This is a genomic window from Halomonas sp. NYA30 (assembly GCF_976980765.1).
Genome location: NZ_OZ334477.1, coordinates 1,283,530 through 1,300,092, shown reverse-complemented (window position 1 = coordinate 1,300,092; position 16,563 = coordinate 1,283,530). Strand labels below are relative to the sequence as shown.

Sequence of the window (16,563 nt, the reverse complement as noted above, 5' to 3'; positions counted from 1 at the left end):
TATGTTGTAAAAAGAGCGTAAGCCGCATAAGAAGAGAAAATCAGCAGCGAAAAAGGTGCATGCGTGACATGCACCTTAAGCTTTTTTCATCACAAGCTCGTTAGGCTAGTCCTCTTCAGACGCAGCATCCGCTTCAGAATCGTTTTGCTCGTCTGAAGTCTGCATTTCAGTTGACCCATTGGGGCCTTCGGCACCCATGTCAGTGGGAGGCATTAGATTTTCATTGCCTTGCCCACCGCGTTGATTTGCAGAGTTTTGCCGATTACCATTTCCGGTATTGCTTTGGTTACTATTTGAATTTTGATTAACACTCTGATTAGCACTGTGTACTGCATCTTGCATACCCTGCAGGTAGCCCTGCCGATAACCACGCATTAGCCCCTGCTCAAGGCCTTCTTGCTTACCTTCAAGATAACCTTGGAAGTAAATATAAGATTCCTGTTCACTACCCTGTGACTGCTCCTGCCATCGGCTCTGTTGACCTCTCTGTTCACCGTTATATAGGTTATTGTTAGACCTATATTGCTGGCGCTCATAATCGCTTGATGACTGATTGGAGTGCTGGCCTCTTCGATCGTAATCATCATTGCTGCGGTATTGACGATACTGACCATCGTTCCCGCTGTGACTGCGCTGACGATCTCTCTGGTCATCATACCGATGGTAGCCATTTTGGTGGTACTGACCACCTTGGCTATCTCTAGATTGATAACTTTGTTGATTACTTTGGGAATTATCATAACGGTAGCTGTCGTTACGATTATCATTTTGTTGAGCAACCGCCATATTGGTTGCAAATGCCGCTGTTACGGCTGTTGCCAGAATCATTTTTCTAAACATCACGTTCTCCAAATGCTTCAGTGATCTCATCATTCAAGACAGCCGGTAGGTAGGCTAACGGCTGTCTTACTGGCTTAATTGCTATAACGGCTATGCCTCTAATCGCGCCACTCATGGGCGTTGCTGTTGCGGTTCTGCTGATAGCGGTCATCCTGGCGGTCCTGATCATGCCACCGGTTGTGGTCGCGGTAGCGATCCTGCTGGTAGCGATCATCCTGGCGGTTTTGATCGCGCCACCGGTCGTCGTCGCGGTAACGATTATCCTGGTAGCGGTTATCCTGGCGGTTCTGATCATGCCAACGATTGTCTTGGCTGTAGCGTTCCTGACTCTGTGATTGATTGCTCTGGTCCCACTGTTGCGCCATTGCAGTACTGGTGGTGGCCAGTGCTGTGGAAATTGCTGCAGTGATAAGTAGCTTTTTAAACATGACCAACTCCTTTAGTCACCCAATGAAAATCAATCTTGGCTGTCAGTTGGCTATAGCCAAGCCTTACAACAACAAAACTAGCTCGCCTATTAAAGGGATACAAAGTTTAAAACAGGCAATATAGCGCAATACATTTTTATTAATATAAATTAAAAAATTTACTTCTTAAGATATTTATCTAAATGTTATTAACACAAGTTAAAAACTAATGACGAAATTAGGAGCATCAGCATAATAAAGGCTTAGCCTTAAAGCCTTTCTGTCATCTAAACGCTTATAAATAGCGGCGCAAAAAGGCTTAAAGAGAGATGCTCCTTTCATTAATTACTTGAAACGGGTGTTAAAGGCTCATCATCAATATCGGGATCATGATTGAATGTAGCAGCTAGTGTATTAGTCTGTACTTCTAACGATGGTGCTTAAGAAAAGAATGGTCAGGCTGGAGACGAGGCAGTTCCGCAATTAGCTTATTTCCAGAAAAAGCTTCGCCTACTTCTCCGTAGAGGTACAACCATACTTTCTATATTGAACACTTGGCCGAGCACATGGAGCCCCCTCACGCCATCCTGCGAGTTATCCGAAGAGCGGGCGGATCATTCCCTATTGTTCTTGTATGCATAGCAAAAAAACCGCTGACTGTGAAACCGGCCCGCTGGAGAAGGCGCCTCGACTAGCTGCTGGCCAAGCCTTCAACGGTCAGGAGGGTGACCCACTGCCCTGCCTCAATCTTCGACCATAGCCCACCGCGCTTGAGCCGACAGCCCGCGTCTCGGGGTGAGACAACGGGGATAAGCTCAGGCTGATAGCGAACTCTGTGGCTGAATGATGGTGGGCAGATACTCGGTCAGATGGGCACGCAGATCGGTGTCGCTCAAGTGGGCGAGATCCTTGTCCAGTTCCAGCAGCAGGCACCCAGCGACCCGCTTTGGCAACGCCTCCCGTATTAGCCCCAACAGCTTCGGCGGAGCACAAAGAACCAAGCGCTGGAAGCTATCTCGACGGTGGTGATCGGCCAGCAGCGTCGCTATCTCCTGGGCGAAGCGAATCTCCTGCTGCTCCGTCGCCGGATGGCGTGTTCCCATGGCATGCCGCCCCCGCCCCATGCTATCGAAGGCCCTCCCTGGCCGATCGGCCTCAATGTCGCGCTCATGCAGCCGGCCCTCGGGATTGGCCAATCTCGCCAACTCCTCAAATGGGGCTTTCGGCAGATTGATCGTGAACAGGCGAGCACTCGTCTGATCCGAAACTAATACCCCGGTCATCTTCATGATGAAGTCCTCGGCGTACGGCGCGGGAAGCGATATTCCCGCGCCTCTCACGCCATGATGTTTAACTCTTGATGTCCAGCTTGCGACGGTGCGCCTCTTTGGCCTTGGGCAGGGTCAGTTCCAGTACGCCGTTTCGGAAGCTGGCCTCTGCCTTGTTGGCATCAATATCGCAAGGTAGATCCACTGTACGCAGTACGCTGCCACTAGAGATCTCACAGCGATAGTACTCGCCTTCCTCCTCACGAGATTCCTTGTGACTCTCCCCCTTGATGGTCACCGCCCTTTCAGTTACCGAGACATCGAGATCCTCACGCTCGATACCGGGAAGTTCGGCGCGAACCACTACTTCAGTATCCCTGTCGAGAACATCGACTCTGGGTAGACGCGGCGCAAGGGCAGACAGACGATCCCAGCGCAGGGGGTGCATCCAATCCCGATCCAGAAGGCTGTCGAACATGCGATCCAGCTCCCGGAAAGGGCTCGGGTAGCGTGACGTCGGAGCCTCAGCTTCGGTGATTGTGGCGGGCTGTGTGGCGGAAGGAGAAGCCTCCTTGAATTTATTGTTGGTCATGATGAGTCACCTCACGGGAAAGGCGGAAAAAATCCAATGAGGCCGAATTCCCCGGCCCCACAGGAGATGTGCGATCCACCAATACGATCACATGAAAAAGTATAGGAGAGTCCCGTCGGACAGCCATGACGCGGATCAAGGTTTATGACACCTTTTCCCCATGGCAAGACTCGACAATGGCGCTGGCCATTCTCGAGTACATGCCAAACTGCAAACGGGGCTTCACCCCCCTCGCCACCCCAGGTATACCGACGCTTACGGACGAGCCAGCCGTCAGGATTCCTTGGGTGTGGTGACTGTTGAGGAGCCCGCATCGCATAGCGCCAGCCGTGTAGCGTCCTCGACATGCTCGATCCAATGGAAGGTTAGACGTTCACGGGTCTTCTCAGGAATCTCCTCCCAGTCCTTGCGGTTGCGTGCTGGCAGCAGCACGGTGTGGATGCCGGCCCGTTGGGCCGCGAGTACCTTCTCCTTGATGCCGCCCACAGGCAGCACCAGACCCCGCAGGGTGATCTCCCCGGTCATGGCGACATCCTCACGGACGCAGCGACCACTTAGCAGCGAAACCAACGCCGTATAGATGGCCGTACCGGCACTGGGGCCATCCTTAGGGATCGCTCCTGCCGGAACATGGACATGGATGTCGGTCCTGGCCAGGCGCCGGGCCTCCAGACCCAGTTCGTCGGCATGGGCCTTGATCAGACTCAAGGCCGCCTGGGCGCTCTCCTTCATCACCTCGCCGAGCTGGCCAGTGAGAATCAGCCGTCCGTTACCCGGTGATTGGCTCGCCTCGATGAAGAGGATATCGCCACCCACTGGGGTCCAGGCCAAGCCCGTGGCGACACCAGGCACGCTGGTGCGCATCGCCATCTCGTTCTCGAAACGCGGTGGGCCAAGGGACTCCGTCAGGTCTACGGTATCCACATCTGCTCGCTCCAGGGCACCTTCTGCAATGCGCACGGCTACGTGTCGCACTACCTGGCCGATCAGCCGCTCGAGCTGGCGCACCCCCGCTTCGCGGGTGTAGTCCGCCACGATGGCATGCAAGGCGGCATCGGAGAGTGTCAACTGCTCCTCGGAGAGTCCTGCGGCCGCGCACTGGAGTGGCACAAGATATCGCCGAGCAATCTCGACCTTCTCGTCTTCCGTATAGCCGGCTAGCTCGATAACCTCCATCCGGTCACGCAACGGGCCAGGAATCTGGTCGAGCACGTTGGCAGTACCGATGAACATTACCCGACTGAGGTCGAAAGGCACGCCGAGGTAGTTATCCCGAAAGGCACTATTCTGCGCCGGATCAAGCACTTCGAGCAGCGCCGCCGAAGGATCCCCCTGGATACCGGCGCCGAGCTTGTCCATTTCGTCCAGCATGAACACCGGGTTGCGAGTACCGGCCTTGCGCAGTCCCTGGATGATATTGCCCGGCAGCGCACCGATGTAGGTGCGTCGGTGGCCGCGGATCTCGGCCTCGTCGTGGACTCCGCCAAGGCTTGCACGCACAAACTCGCGGCCCATGGCCCTCGCGATACTCTGCCCCAGCGAGGTCTTGCCAACCCCCGGCGGGCCGACAAAGCACAGGATCGGACTCTTGCCCTCCGGGTTGAGCTTGTGAACCGCCAGATGCTCGATAATGCGCTTCTTGATACGCTCGAGGCCGTAGTGATCGGCATCTAGAACCTCCCGAGCGCGGGCAATATCGAGGTGTTCCTCGCTAAGTTTCGACCAGGGTAGCTCCAGCAACCACTCCATGAAGGTGCGCGCCATGGAGTACTCCCCGGCGCCCTCAGGCATGCGCTCAAGACGCTTGAGCTCCTTGCGGGCAAAGGTTTCTACCTCCTCGGGCATGCCAGCACTGTTGATGCGCTCTTCCAGTTCGCGGATCTCCTCGGCTTTCTCGTCTCCCTCGCCAAGTTCCTGCTGGATAGATCGCAGTTGCTCGCGCAGCACTGCCTCACGCTGACGCTCAGTCATGGTCTCATGGGTGCGCTCGCTGATCTTCTGCGACAGCTTGAGCACCTCCACTCGATAGTCGAGGCGCGCTAGCACCTTGTCCATCCGCGCCTTGAGATCAGTGAGCTCCAGAATCTCTTGCTTCTCATCGGGCAAAAGATCCAAGTAACCGGCGATGGTGTCGGCCATCAGGCCGGGTTGATCGATGGCCCGCACCGCACGGATCAACTCGTCAGGGATCTGCGGCAACAGATGAAGTGCCTCAAGGGCCCGTTTGCGCAGCGTCAACAACCGCGCCTCGACATCCGGACTACGCCCCTCTCGCGCTCGGATCAGTTCCACTCTCGCCAGTAAAAAGGGATACCCATCGATGAAGTCCAGTATCCGGAAACGCGTCTGGCCCTGGCAGACTAGTTGGTGTCTGCCCTCCTCGCTCGACACGAAGCGAAGGATATTGGCCACGGTGCCGACCCGATAGAGGTCAGAAGGCCCAGGATCGACGGCGTCGGGATTCCTCTGCAGTATGACGCCCACCGGACGATCATTTTTCAGCGCCTCCTCGATACCTGCCAGGGACTTGGGTCGACCCACAGTAATCGGCAGTACCAACGCCGGGAATAGGACCAGGTTACGAACAGGCAGGAGTATCAGCACGTCCTCCGGCATCTTGATACCGGCTTCGTGCGAAGTCGAACTCGGCTGAGTATATGCCTCGCTCATAGTCTCCCCCTCCATCAGGTAAGACGAACGCCCAGGTAAAGGCAACCATCACACCATTCCCGCTTATGCAGGCGAAAAGTAACTGCCGACAGCCCCAAGCGACGCTCGAAGCGACCGAAAGGAATTTCCAGGCGATGCGGGTCACGTAACGGCATGGCTCCTCCCAGCGACGAACACGCCCTGGCACACCGATCCATATTGAAGATTAGCCGGTCCGCGACCAGCGCGCCAAAGCTCTCCCGCGGTAACCGTCGCTTTACGCAGCTTGTTGTCAGTGTCCACCCGCGAAGGGTGGAACTCGAGAGATCAAGATACTCACCGCAGCCCTAAGTAATATCAGGAGCATGCAAAATAACTCTACATAGGAAAAAGATGAGTCAGCAGCAAGTAAGGAGGCAGGCGTCGCTTGCACATTGTGGCCACGCTGGCTTCTTCAAGACAGGTGTCGATCAGTTCGGGAGAGAGCACTTCGGAGAGAGTACTTCGGAGAGACTGGAGAAATCATAGGGGCTGCCTTGGCGATGGCATCAATGGCGTCGCTGAACTGCATGGATCTTACCGAGTCAGTGTGCCTGACATGGGAAGGTCTCATGGTCAACTTATAAGGAATAGGCTCAACTGCCTGGCATTAGGGACAGAGCCTGGTCTTGGAGGAGGATCGTGATGCCGTAGAGATACATATTGTCCAGCGGCATATTGAGCGAGCCCATGGAAACCAGCTGCTCTGTGTGGGTCAATATCTTTCAGGAAAAGAAAAAGCCGCTGAAAATCAGCGGCTTAATCTAAATTCTGTGGCGGAGGGGGAGTCCGCTTACGACTTATTAAATTCAAATAGTTACAATGCATTTTTATTATTACCCAACATCTCGCCCAACATAAATAAAGGCGCTTGGATGCGCTTTGATGCGACGGTCGCCCGCCGCTTTAAAGTGTTTTAATCCCACCTTTACCGAAGTCCGATTTTCGGACACCGCTTAAAAGTGACTCTGAGTCACTTTGCTTTTACTCAGACTGAGGGAAAGGCATCGCCCACGCGCACGCGGCTAGTTTTTACAAGTGATTGTGAGTCACTTGTACGCCTACGCGGGCAAGTCCGGTTTGGCTTGAGTGAAGCCAGTTATGCCTAAGTCAGGGCAACATGCCCTAGCTCGGATGCTGTCTCTAGCTTAGAGACAGTGTCTCTAAATTGGTGACAGCGTTACCAGATATTCCGGTATCGCGCACCCGGGACGGGATGCACAGAAAAGCGCATCGACCGATAGCGGAATTTCGCTATCAGCTCCACCCCTCCTCGTCTACGCGCACGCGGAGCGCTTTGTAAATCGGCGGAAAATTCCGCTGATTGAATGCCCATCCCCCACGCGCACGCGGGGCGCTTCCTGACCCCCTGAATCAAGGGGTGAGGTCTCTACCATCCTCCCACGCGCACGCGGAGCGCTTAAGTCAGCACTTCTTATTGAGCAATAGCGACATAAACCACTGGCTCTCTTCTGCTAAATCGGCGGCTGCTTCCAGATCGCCGGTTTTGTACCACACAGCTACTGCCGAAAGCAGCAGATGAACCTTGCGCGGCGTCATATCTGTCAGTTCTGCTATCTCTGGGATGGGTGAGGCAATATCGCAATACTCGAGCACCATTCTGGCGTTGATTGGGCGCAGCAAATCACGGGCTGAGGGTGGAGCCCATAGGCGGCCTGCCATCACTTTGCAGGCTTCCGTGGCATCGTCAATTCCCAGCACAGCCGCCAGCCAGTGGTTCTCATCAAGACAGCGAATAGGCGGGAAGTGAAGCGGGCGATCGGAGGTTAATCGCGCCAGCATTACGCATTTACCAAAGCCGATAACGTATGCGAGCGGATCAAGAGCGGAGGGAAATAAGAGCGGAGGTGGTCGAGTTGGCACGCGGTATCTCCACAAACATAAAGGAGCCTGGCTAAAGCAACGCGCCCCCGGCTGGGTGATGAGGGCTTGAAGCTGCGCACCAGGCCAGAACGCAGCATCAAAAAATAAGGGCCGACCACGGCGCTTGAGAAGGACCTCTGCACCTGTCGGCTGACGGGGTTTTTCGAAAAAAGGGGCACTCGCCGTCTAATCCCCTGCGCGACAATTATCTAGGTAGGCCGCGATCCACGGCAGCCGCTAACACTTTGGCCAGCGAAGGCTTACAACCGGTTTCTGTGGCAATGCGGGCCCGCTCAGCGTGTACCCGCTCAAGAAGATCACGCGGCAGTGTAGTTGCTACCCGCTGCCGACTATTATCATGCTTTAAATGTCCCAAGGGTCTGAGCTCCATGAATTAACCCACGTACGGCGTGGCTTATTGTCGAGACCATCTAAGGCGTGAGTCCGCGCTCCCCCTCTTTGCCGATCCGCTACCCGGGCGTTAATCAGCGTGATCGCACGGCGCATCTGCTTTTCACTCAACTTAAAGTGTTTTGCGATTCGCTCACGCAGCCTGTCGGGTTCGTCGGCATAAAGAGGGCGAGACTCGATCAGATTCCATATCAAAGGGCGCGGGCCTGCCTCATCGTCTTGGCTGCGAAAGACCACGTCAGCAGCTTCGATAAAAGCCACCAGCTCAGGCGGTAGTGCCCGGCGGCGGCCTTGAAATAGTGAAACCATTAGTTGGCTACCCAGAAAGAGCGCAAGCATTAGTTGACTACCCAGAAATAGGTGTCATCCGGTAGCAGCGGCAGCAGATCCACCCAGCACGTCACCAGAAGGCGGCCATTGGCGCCCTTACGTTCAACGATTAAACGCAGATCGTCCATGACGGCAATAGCGGAGCGATCAAAGGAGCCAACAAAAGTGGACGCAGTTTCCGCAGTGAGTTCAGCGGGGACGCCTGCAACGTTTAGTCGCCCATTATCCACCTGGGCGCCAGCGCCAGCAGTCCCCACCAAAGCCCGCAGCTCATCAAATCTTACTCCGGACGCCGCGGCATCAGATAATGAGAATGGGGTTAACATGTCGGCGGCGTCGATTTCGTCCAGCAGCTCCTGGTCAACGAGATTCGCTAAACCATGGATGATAGAGGTCATGATTCTTGCGCTCAGCTCTGAGTCGCTCAAGCCTTTCTGCTCGCGGCGTGACATATCGAAGCGTACAGCGCGGGTCCGCATCTGCCCAAGGTCGATGGGCGCCTCTTGGAAGGGTAGTGACTGAGCTATCGCGGGGGTAGCGTCATCGGCTGCTACAAAATTTGCCGGCTCTAGTATGGTGAATGACCCTGGGCGAGTATAGAACGCACCGGCTGGCGCATTGTCCGGCGGGGGTGGCATTCTGATAGGAATCAACCGAGCGCCAGCCTGAGCGACCCGAGAACGGTTTAGCAGTGATGCCTCCATGGATACGGTAGATCCTGCCGGAATGTTATATGTCCGGCCTTCAGTGCCGGGCAGTTGCGGGAGCATTTGGCGAAGCGACATGCTGCCATTAATACCCGCTACGCGAGACATTCCCGGCACGGTCTGATAACGCTCTTGATCGGTTCCCTGGCCAGCTATTCGGATGTTTCCCGGCATAGCGTTACGGGCTGCCACTAACATTTCCTCAAATTCTTCCATTTCCTACCCCTTGCGTGATCTGTGACTTGATGACGCTAAGTGTTGCAAGTTGTGCCGATTATTTCCGCTGGCGGTAGTTATTGTTTTTTTCGGCGCGGGCACTGAAATGCTTTGCTGCTCAATCGTGGCCACCATCACCCTCTTCGTCATCTAGCTCTATGTCGGCTTCGGCGGCTGACTCCAGCGCCTGGACCAGCTCAGCGGCCAACACCTCCTTGAAGCGCGCTTCGTTGGTCTCACCGATTAACAGGCTGATCACTCGGCTAGGCACGTTCATCACGTTAGCGCGGATAGTGGCGTTTTCGAGTGCCCGCGCCCGTTCGAACTCATCGATAGGCGCGACCTGTCGAAGAGAAACGGCGAGCTCCAGTTCTGCCTGTGTCGTCTCCGCTGCCAACTTGCGAAGCTTGAGCGCGTACTCGTCTAGGGGCTCGTCGCTTTCAGCATCGGCTCGCGCCTGATCACGGAGCCATTCGGAAACATCCCGCGTATTAAAACGCCTCTCTCGGCCCCGCCCTCTGGACGGCGATCCCGGGCACCCCCGCCTAACCCAAGCGTCAACAGTTGTTCTAGCAACACCAAAAATCTCAGCTAACTCTATGCGATTGACTTCACGACCCTTTGCCATGCTTATTCCATCCTGGTGGCCACGCCAATAAGTAGTAGTAGGACTTGATTCCAGCTCCCTCGCTCACACAAATTTCCGCGACTCGTTCTACCCGCAGGCGCCACCCCCGCCGGGAGTACCTAAAAAGTTCTGAAAGGTAAGAGCGCCGCTGCAAGTCAGCAACGGCGCGAGATGCTATGCGCGGTATTCGCTGGGGATGTGGTAAGCAGCATCCCCAGACTGTACCAAGGCAGCGCGGGTAAGCTGCCCTGGTACGCACGCTGACTGGAAGTGGTCGGGCACGCTCTGCCCTCCCTCAGGAAATATACGATCGATACGGAAATGCTCAAGCGCCAGCGGGTTGACCCACTGTTCAGCCGCCTCTTGCGCATACGACTCGATGTCAGACCAACGCATTACCACCTCATCAAGCGTAAAGGCTGACCAGTCCGGCGCAGCTTCAGCAACGCTAGCAGGCGGGCCAAAGCTCTCCTTTGACTCCTCAAGGAGTGTGTCGGCATCGACCCACTGCCCCCGCTGAAAGATCTCGGCGGCCACGCCCCCCATAGCTATAACCGCATGCCAGGCAACCGAGGTCGTACACTTTGAGACCGTGCCTGGATAGGCGACTCCTCCTCGGGCTGGGCGTGGGTTTTGCCAGACCAGCATCCATCCTCCAAGCCCCGCCCCCTCCATCATTACTAAGTGGCCTGCCATCCGGTAGCAGGAAGCCAGCAAGTCGGCTCGATGAATAAGGCTTGTGCTTCGACAGAGACCCATTACCTGTTCCTTGCGTGAGTTGTGATCTAATGACGCTAACTGTCGCAAGTTGTGCCGTTATTTCCCGCTGGCAGTGGTTAGGGCAAGTCAGCGCCAGCGGCTTCTCTCTCTGTCACTCTCTCTGTCGTACCCTGTGCTAATAGCGTGCTGACTTGGTAACTCTAGAAGGGTGTCCATTTTTTGAACCCGGTAAAAATCGAAATAAGGCGTTAAGGGTTCAATTTTTAGACCCTTATTTCTCGCTATATGGGCGCTTTATAAATAAGGGTTCATTTTTTAGCCCTATAGGGTCCAATTTTTGAACGCGGTCTAAATCGAATGATTGTTCAATAACCCGCGAAGAGATAAAAAAAATCCCACGCTTGGTGGGATTCTAAGGCGGTTCACGCTTTCGATAACTTGCGTCTAGCCACAATACTAGGCGGCGTATCCAGGCCTTTGCCTGGGCAGTCATGGATGGCGAGCCAAGCAAGGGCAAACAGCGCACAGCGGGCCCCCTCTCTGCCGTAGCGGTTATCCCGCGTTTTTACGATCAACTGACGCTCTTGGAGCTCGCGCAGTGACTTGGCTAGTGTTGCCTTGGCCATGCCTCCCCAGTCCTCCATCATTGAATGCGTGGCGGACAGATCGCCGTTATTGAACCCATCGTACTGGCTCCCCAGCACCATCAGCACTTTTAACGCAGATGGAGACAGCTCTCGAAAATCGCGATGTTCCATTAACAGCTTGGGCATAGCGAGAAAGCCGCCAGTTGTTGCCACGCTGTCGCGCTTTTTCTTCCTGGGCATGGCGTCCTCCAGACCAGACGAGCCTCACCCTGAGGCCCGTTGATAAATCAATGCGCTTCGTTAAGGCGATAACGCTGTATCGTCTTGCAGCGAGCATTCTGGTTTGGGTTGGGCGCCGGGATCTTGTCGATGACATACCCTTTCGCTTTTAGATCGCGCACCACGGCGCGGGCATCTGCCAGGGGAAGCAAGTGTTGCAACTCAAAGGCGCTTGCGGGGTGCTGGCGCAAAACTTCTAGCACCATGCTTTGCTGAGTGGTAGATTTAACGGCGCAAGATGGCGGTTTAAGAATGGCTCGGCTCCCCTCAGGGCCGGGCCTTTTTATTTGCTCAGTCATGGCGGCACCACTTTTTTGCAAAGCGTCTTCAATCATCTGAGCAAACTGAACCAGCGCGGCGGGGTTTATTTCCTCTTCGCGGCGTTCGGCGGCTGCGGCCTCGTCTCGCATTGTCCGAAGGATGCCGGTTAGGAATAGCCAATTAATTTGCATGACTGCCTCCTGCCTTGCTGGCCCCTTGCTCCTCGATGATTTCAGCTAGATGAGCGGCGCGCTCGGCCAAGTGCTTAATAGATGTGGCCATACATCCCCTTTGAAAGCGCCCAAGCGCCAGCCCTGTATCTTCGCTGTCCTCGCTACTGCCATCTTGCTCTAACATGCCCGCTAAGCCATAAATGGCGGACATAATGTCTTGAACACTCTCGGCGTGGATCTGGGTGGGATTCATGACGTCACCCCCTGCCCTTGCGAGGCTTGATCGATAGCATCGAGGGCGGAATAACCACGGGTGGCAAGCTCATCAATGGCGGAAAGTAGGTGGCCAATGTGATTATCATTGAGGGTAACTGTTTCGCCCTCGCTGCCTTTGCGGCATAAGTCTTGCTGAATGATGTCAGTAAGGCCGCTAATGTTGCCTAGCAGGTCTTCTAGCTTGTTGAGCTGGAGCTTAATGCGGCTCATACGGCACCCCCAACACTGCGCTTGGCATTGTCTAGGGCGCAGGCTTCTAGCCGCTCGGCTTTTTCAATGTGGTGGTTGTATCGCTTAAGGCGGGTGCTGGCGCTGCTATCGGCAAACAAGGCGCTTTTGGCCATGGCACGATGGGCAGCGGCGCGGCCTGACAGGCTGCGGGTAATCAGATTGGATAGGCGGAATGATGCCGTCATTGGTGAGACTCCTTTGTGTTTGGAGTCGCCACGATCCTTTCCACGGGATTGGGTGGCGACCGTACGCGGGGTGGAAAACCGGTCACAAAGGAAACCGGCACGCTCGAAAGCGTCCCACGCACGACCGCCATAACTGACGGGCATAAAAATAGCGCCGTCATAGGGGGCGCTTGTGCGCCTTTGTGAACTCGGGTTTCCACGCCCGGCTGACGATTTTGCGCCAGCACCACAAGCGTAAACGCATAGCGTCGCATTGGCAAGCATTAGCACGCCTCCCGCTGAGATTGCTCCCACGCTTCGAGGTCTCCCAATGCCCAACGCGTGACGTTTGGGCCTAGCTTGATCGGTGCCGGGAAGTCGCTTTCTTTTGCCCAACGGTAAATGCTGGCGCGGTGAACGCCATAGCGGTTAGCCGCTTGCTCAGCGCTTAGGAATTCATTGCCAGGCTTCGGAGTGGTCTGTGGTTTCATTTTGGCGGCCATGCTGTTTTACCTCGTCGTTGTGGGTAACGGGGTAAAGCATGGTGGAATAAGCGGATAGCATGGGAGGGGTGGTTTTTCAGGAATTTATTGGAAAATCCACCCCCTCTTTCGCCTGACGCACCAAGGCGCGGTGATCGGAGCGTTCAGGCACAATAACTCTGACGATACTCATAAACCGAGACCGCTCGCTGGCGCTTACTTTAATACCATGTTTTACGCAAGTACGCGCAGCGCCATACACCTTGGCAAGTTCCGGCCGGGCGCGGGCATACTCAGGCGGGGTATCTTTTCTCAAGTCAATAGTCGCATCCAGCATTGCGTCGAGAATATCGCCAATAGGCTCGGAGTCGATGAAGCGTCGCTCATTCAGCGCCATATGCTGGCGCAGCATGGTCAATGCAGAGGAAGGCAGAGAATCACGGGCACGAGTGATTGCATTAACGAATTTGTCAATTGAGGCTATCCACTCGCTGGCAGTGATGGGGTCGGGCGGAAATTGCTCCACCATTCTGCACTCCGATTCTATCGCCTTCGCCAGCCGCAAGGGGTCATCCGGTGGCGAGCGCCAGCCTTTGATAACACTCAATAACTCGCTTTCGCGCAAAGTCATACCTGCCCCCGGATAGGTGCAACATTATCAGCGCCAGCCTGCGGCGGGGTGGTAACGAAAGCAGCCCATTGATCCATAACACGAACCCGTTTGGCGTAAAGGTCGCTACGGCGGTAAGCGGCCTCTGTGCTGTTGCGGATGCTATGCGCCAGCGCTGCCTCTGCTACTTCGTGAGGGGTGCCGGTGCGCTCTGCCATCCAATCCCGGAACGTTGACCGGAAGCCGTGAACCGTTGATCGGTGATCCTCATTCATACGGCGGAGTAATGCGGTCATGGCCGCATCAGACAGCATCTTGCCTTGCGGGCTTAGAAAGACATATTCCCGCGTCTGGGGCTGTGCTTTGAGCAATTCCAATGCTGGAGCGGATAACGGAACGCGATGCTCCTTACCTGCCTTCATTCGCTCGGCTGGAATTACCCAGGTGGCGTTACTCAGCTCGATTTCATGCCAGCGTGCCCCACGGGCTTCACCAGATCGGCAGCCGGTCAAGATCGTGAATGCTAGGCATTTGGCCGCATCCCCGGCACGCTTCTCAAGGGATTGCCAGAACGCCGGCATGGTATCGATCGGCATGGCGCGGTGATGTTCCACCTTCGCTACTTTGGAGGGCGCGGGCAGTATGGTGTCAAGGTTGCCTTTCCAGCGTGCCGGGTTATCGCCGCTGCGGTGGCCATTGACGGTTGACCAGCTCAACACGGCTTCAATGCGCTGCCTAACGCGGGTAGCGGTTTCCGTTTTGGTTTCCCAGATCGGCTGCAGCACTTGCTTGATGTGGACCAACTCAATATCTGAAACGGCCATCTTGCCCAAGGTAGGGAAAGCGTAGGTTTCGAGCGTGGCCTGCCACTGCTTGCCATGTTTGCTGTTGCGGCTCTCTGCTTGCTTAATCTTGATAACAGCGGCGGCCGCATCCGTGAAGGTGATTAGCGCCAGCTCAGCAGCGCGGCGTGATTGACCGGCGGCTTTTCGTTCGGCAACCGGATCGATACCGGCATCCAGCTTTTCACGAATAACGCGAGCCTTATCGCGGGCTTGTGCCAGCGTAACGCCAGGGTAGCTGCCTAGCCCCATATCACGACGTACTTTGAACGGCTTGCCAGATTCAGCTAATCGCGTTTCACCAGTGGCGTAACGCAACACCCACGACCGGGTGCCAGTCTTTGCGACCTGAAGATATAGACCAGGCACTTCACCAGCGGCGTAAAGGCCCCGCTGTGTGATTCGCTTCACTTCCAGCGCGGTTAACGGCTTCGTTTGTCTTGGCATAGCGGGACCCCAACTCCTTACCCAACATCTCACCCAACATAGATTTTGCGCTTGTGTGCGATGCTGTGCAACCCGATAAAACACTATGCGAACGTAAGTTATTGATTATGCAAAGTACAGACGAAAAAAGCCCGCTAGTAGCGGGCTTCTTTGAAGCATTCTGGCGGAGGGGGAGGGATTCGAACCCTCGAAGCCTTGCGGCTTACACACTTTCCAGGCGTGCTCCTTCGACCACTCGGACACCCCTCCGCGTTTTGGCGCTGTAGAAAGGCTTTACCTTTCGCGACAGAACGGCGCACATACTATGGGCTAAGCCTCGAAATAGCAAGCCTTTTCAGGTCGATTACCGCTTCGGTTAGCGTGACGGCAACACCGCGTAATTGCCACTGGCTTCCAGACAAAGCGTCTCGCCACAATAAAGCTGATGGGTTAACGCAATGCGCCCTTTCCCACGCTCCTCAAGCTGCTGGGCTAGTTGAGAGGAGCCTTCAGGTTCAGCAGGTGTGCACACCAAACGGTAATTATCGGTGACCGGTGCTAGAAAGCGTTGGGTGGCCTCGGCAACCACCACATCGCGGGCGATGCCCTGTTCGCGCAGCCATAAGGTGACCCAACACCAGCCTTGTAACGTGGTTTGCGCGGATAGCGCCCCACCAAACCCGGTGCCTTTGTCGTTAAGGCTAGGCTCCAGCGCTAACTGCCAGGTCAGCTGATCGCTTTGGCGCGACATTTCGCTAATGCCTAGCGAACTCACCATGGGAATGGCGTCACTCAGCCACTGCTGAAAGACTGCTAAGTCTTCCTGCTGGCCTTCCGGTAGTGGCAGACGTGGGTGCGGGATGCCTGGCTTACGGGGCAGATTCATAGCTAGTCCCAACGCTCCACAAAGTCAGCAACGTTATGTTGTGCCACGGGCTTATGCCGTCCGCCCAAGGTGCCCAAGTAGATAAAGGCGACGACTTCATCTTCTTCATCCAGGCTTAATCCTTTGCGTACCACCGGGTCAAACGCGTACTTGCCACTGCGCCACATGGCGCCAAGACCCAGCGCATGGGCGGCGAGCAGAATACCGTGGGCGGCGCAGCCAGCGGAAATTACTTGCTCCATTTTGGGCACTTTTTCGAGTCCAGGCGTGACCTTGGCAATCACGGCGATAATCATCGGCGCCCGCAGCGGCTTTTTGCGCGCTGAGTTGAGCGTATCGTCGTCGGCGCTAGGATTTTCCTGGAACTCCGCCTCGGCAAATAGTTCGCCCAGGCGCTCACGCCCTTCCCCGCTGAACTCTATAAAGCGCCAGGGGCGCAGCTCTTTATGGTCAGGCGCCCGCAAAGCGGCTTGATAGATGTCGCTTAGCTGTTCGCTGCTAGGCGCTGGCTCAATCAGCTTGCCCATCGAGCTGCGTTCGTGAAGTAGCGTGAGTGCGTCCATTAATAACTCCAAATCCAATCGGTGGGCTACTGAGTACCGCCATTGATAGCATCGTCATTTATAGCATCGTCATTTATAACATTGTCACTTAT

At 55.5% G+C, this 16,563-nt stretch carries 22 protein-coding genes, 1 tRNA gene and 1 pseudogene; 1 reads left to right on the top strand and 23 read right to left on the bottom strand.

Going from position 1 to position 16,563, the window contains the following annotated elements; translation table 11 throughout:
- Nucleotides 1–105 precede the first annotated feature (105 nt).
- From ACWI0H_RS06020 to ACWI0H_RS05990, 7 genes and pseudogenes are all read right to left on the bottom strand, one after another.
- Complete coding sequence (locus ACWI0H_RS06020; RefSeq protein ID WP_485875462.1) at nt 106–840, bottom strand: hypothetical protein; 735 nt, start codon at nt 838–840, stop codon at nt 106–108.
- A gap of 98 nt (nt 841–938) precedes the next feature.
- Entirely contained in the window at nt 939–1,268 is a 330-nt protein-coding gene (locus ACWI0H_RS06015) for a hypothetical protein (RefSeq protein WP_485875460.1), read from the bottom strand.
- A 794-nt stretch (nt 1,269–2,062) separates the two neighbouring features.
- A complete protein-coding gene (locus ACWI0H_RS06010) occupies nt 2,063–2,530 on the bottom strand; it encodes a host attachment protein (protein WP_485875458.1) in 468 nt (155 codons plus the stop codon).
- Between the two features lie 67 nt (nt 2,531–2,597).
- Complete coding sequence (locus ACWI0H_RS06005) at nt 2,598–3,107, bottom strand: Hsp20/alpha crystallin family protein (RefSeq protein WP_485875456.1); 510 nt, start codon at nt 3,105–3,107, stop codon at nt 2,598–2,600.
- A gap of 273 nt (nt 3,108–3,380) precedes the next feature.
- Nucleotides 3,381–5,777, bottom strand: a complete 2,397-nt coding sequence (lon, locus tag ACWI0H_RS06000) for an endopeptidase La (protein ID WP_485875454.1) — start codon at nt 5,775–5,777, stop codon at nt 3,381–3,383.
- Between the two features lie 14 nt (nt 5,778–5,791).
- Nucleotides 5,792–5,932, bottom strand: a complete 141-nt coding sequence (locus ACWI0H_RS05995; protein ID WP_336274922.1) for a hypothetical protein — start codon at nt 5,930–5,932, stop codon at nt 5,792–5,794.
- Between the two features lie 202 nt (nt 5,933–6,134).
- Nucleotides 6,135–6,248, bottom strand: a pseudogene (locus ACWI0H_RS05990) (hypothetical protein); the annotation flags it as partial.
- A 176-nt stretch (nt 6,249–6,424) separates the two neighbouring features.
- On the opposite strand from ACWI0H_RS05990, the gene ACWI0H_RS05985 reads away from it, so the two are divergent.
- A complete protein-coding gene (locus ACWI0H_RS05985) occupies nt 6,425–6,715 on the top strand; it encodes a hypothetical protein (protein WP_485875452.1) in 291 nt (96 codons plus the stop codon).
- Nucleotides 6,716–7,220: 505 nt separating this feature from the next.
- Here the strand turns inward: ACWI0H_RS05985 and ACWI0H_RS05980 are convergent.
- The 16 genes from ACWI0H_RS05980 to ACWI0H_RS05905 all read right to left on the bottom strand — a co-directional run bounded on the left by ACWI0H_RS05980 (nt 7,221) and on the right by ACWI0H_RS05905 (nt 16,471).
- On the bottom strand, nt 7,221–7,679 hold the full coding sequence (locus tag ACWI0H_RS05980) for a hypothetical protein (RefSeq protein ID WP_485875450.1): 459 nt from the start codon (nt 7,677–7,679) through the stop codon (nt 7,221–7,223).
- A gap of 363 nt (nt 7,680–8,042) precedes the next feature.
- Entirely contained in the window at nt 8,043–8,429 is a 387-nt protein-coding gene (locus ACWI0H_RS05975) for a hypothetical protein (RefSeq protein ID WP_485875448.1), read from the bottom strand.
- Nucleotides 8,429–9,343, bottom strand: a complete 915-nt coding sequence (locus tag ACWI0H_RS05970; protein ID WP_485875446.1) for a hypothetical protein — start codon at nt 9,341–9,343, stop codon at nt 8,429–8,431. The genes ACWI0H_RS05975 and ACWI0H_RS05970 overlap by 1 nt, the downstream gene beginning before the upstream one ends.
- 118 nt (nt 9,344–9,461) lie before the next feature.
- The gene (locus ACWI0H_RS05965) at nt 9,462–9,971 is read right to left on the bottom strand and encodes a helix-turn-helix domain-containing protein (RefSeq protein ID WP_485875444.1); all 510 of its coding nucleotides are present in this window, start codon (nt 9,969–9,971) and stop codon (nt 9,462–9,464) included.
- Between the two features lie 174 nt (nt 9,972–10,145).
- Nucleotides 10,146–10,730 (bottom strand): hypothetical protein, encoded by a 585-nt coding sequence (locus ACWI0H_RS05960; RefSeq protein ID WP_485875442.1) that lies wholly within the window; start codon nt 10,728–10,730, stop codon nt 10,146–10,148.
- Nucleotides 10,731–11,113: 383 nt separating this feature from the next.
- The gene (locus ACWI0H_RS05955; RefSeq protein WP_485875440.1) at nt 11,114–11,518 is read right to left on the bottom strand and encodes a hypothetical protein; all 405 of its coding nucleotides are present in this window, start codon (nt 11,516–11,518) and stop codon (nt 11,114–11,116) included.
- A 47-nt stretch (nt 11,519–11,565) separates the two neighbouring features.
- A complete protein-coding gene (locus ACWI0H_RS05950; protein ID WP_485875438.1) occupies nt 11,566–12,009 on the bottom strand; it encodes a helix-turn-helix domain-containing protein in 444 nt (147 codons plus the stop codon).
- Nucleotides 11,999–12,244, bottom strand: a complete 246-nt coding sequence (locus ACWI0H_RS05945; protein ID WP_485875436.1) for a hypothetical protein — start codon at nt 12,242–12,244, stop codon at nt 11,999–12,001. Before ACWI0H_RS05945 ends, ACWI0H_RS05950 begins: the two co-directional genes overlap by 11 nt.
- Nucleotides 12,241–12,477 carry a hypothetical protein gene (locus ACWI0H_RS05940; RefSeq protein ID WP_485875434.1) on the bottom strand — a complete coding sequence of 79 codons (237 nt, stop codon included), beginning with the start codon at nt 12,475–12,477 and terminating at the stop codon, nt 12,241–12,243. The genes ACWI0H_RS05945 and ACWI0H_RS05940 overlap by 4 nt, the downstream gene beginning before the upstream one ends.
- Nucleotides 12,474–12,683: a hypothetical protein gene (locus tag ACWI0H_RS05935; RefSeq protein WP_485875432.1), complete on the bottom strand. Its 210-nt coding sequence runs from the start codon at nt 12,681–12,683 to the stop codon at nt 12,474–12,476. The genes ACWI0H_RS05940 and ACWI0H_RS05935 overlap by 4 nt, the downstream gene beginning before the upstream one ends.
- A 263-nt stretch (nt 12,684–12,946) precedes the next feature.
- Complete coding sequence (locus ACWI0H_RS05930; protein WP_485875430.1) at nt 12,947–13,165, bottom strand: helix-turn-helix transcriptional regulator; 219 nt, start codon at nt 13,163–13,165, stop codon at nt 12,947–12,949.
- Between the two features lie 76 nt (nt 13,166–13,241).
- Entirely contained in the window at nt 13,242–13,775 is a 534-nt protein-coding gene (locus tag ACWI0H_RS05925; protein WP_485875429.1) for a hypothetical protein, read from the bottom strand.
- Nucleotides 13,772–15,043, bottom strand: a complete 1,272-nt coding sequence (locus tag ACWI0H_RS05920; protein WP_485875427.1) for a tyrosine-type recombinase/integrase — start codon at nt 15,041–15,043, stop codon at nt 13,772–13,774. The genes ACWI0H_RS05925 and ACWI0H_RS05920 overlap by 4 nt, the downstream gene beginning before the upstream one ends.
- A gap of 161 nt (nt 15,044–15,204) precedes the next feature.
- Nucleotides 15,205–15,292, bottom strand: a tRNA-Ser gene (locus ACWI0H_RS05915).
- Between the two features lie 106 nt (nt 15,293–15,398).
- Nucleotides 15,399–15,908, bottom strand: coding sequence for a YiiD C-terminal domain-containing protein (locus ACWI0H_RS05910; RefSeq protein ID WP_336268763.1), 510 nt, complete (start codon nt 15,906–15,908; stop codon nt 15,399–15,401).
- A gap of 2 nt (nt 15,909–15,910) precedes the next feature.
- A complete protein-coding gene (locus ACWI0H_RS05905; protein ID WP_485875424.1) occupies nt 15,911–16,471 on the bottom strand; it encodes a nitroreductase family protein in 561 nt (186 codons plus the stop codon).
- Nucleotides 16,472–16,563 lie beyond the last annotated feature (92 nt).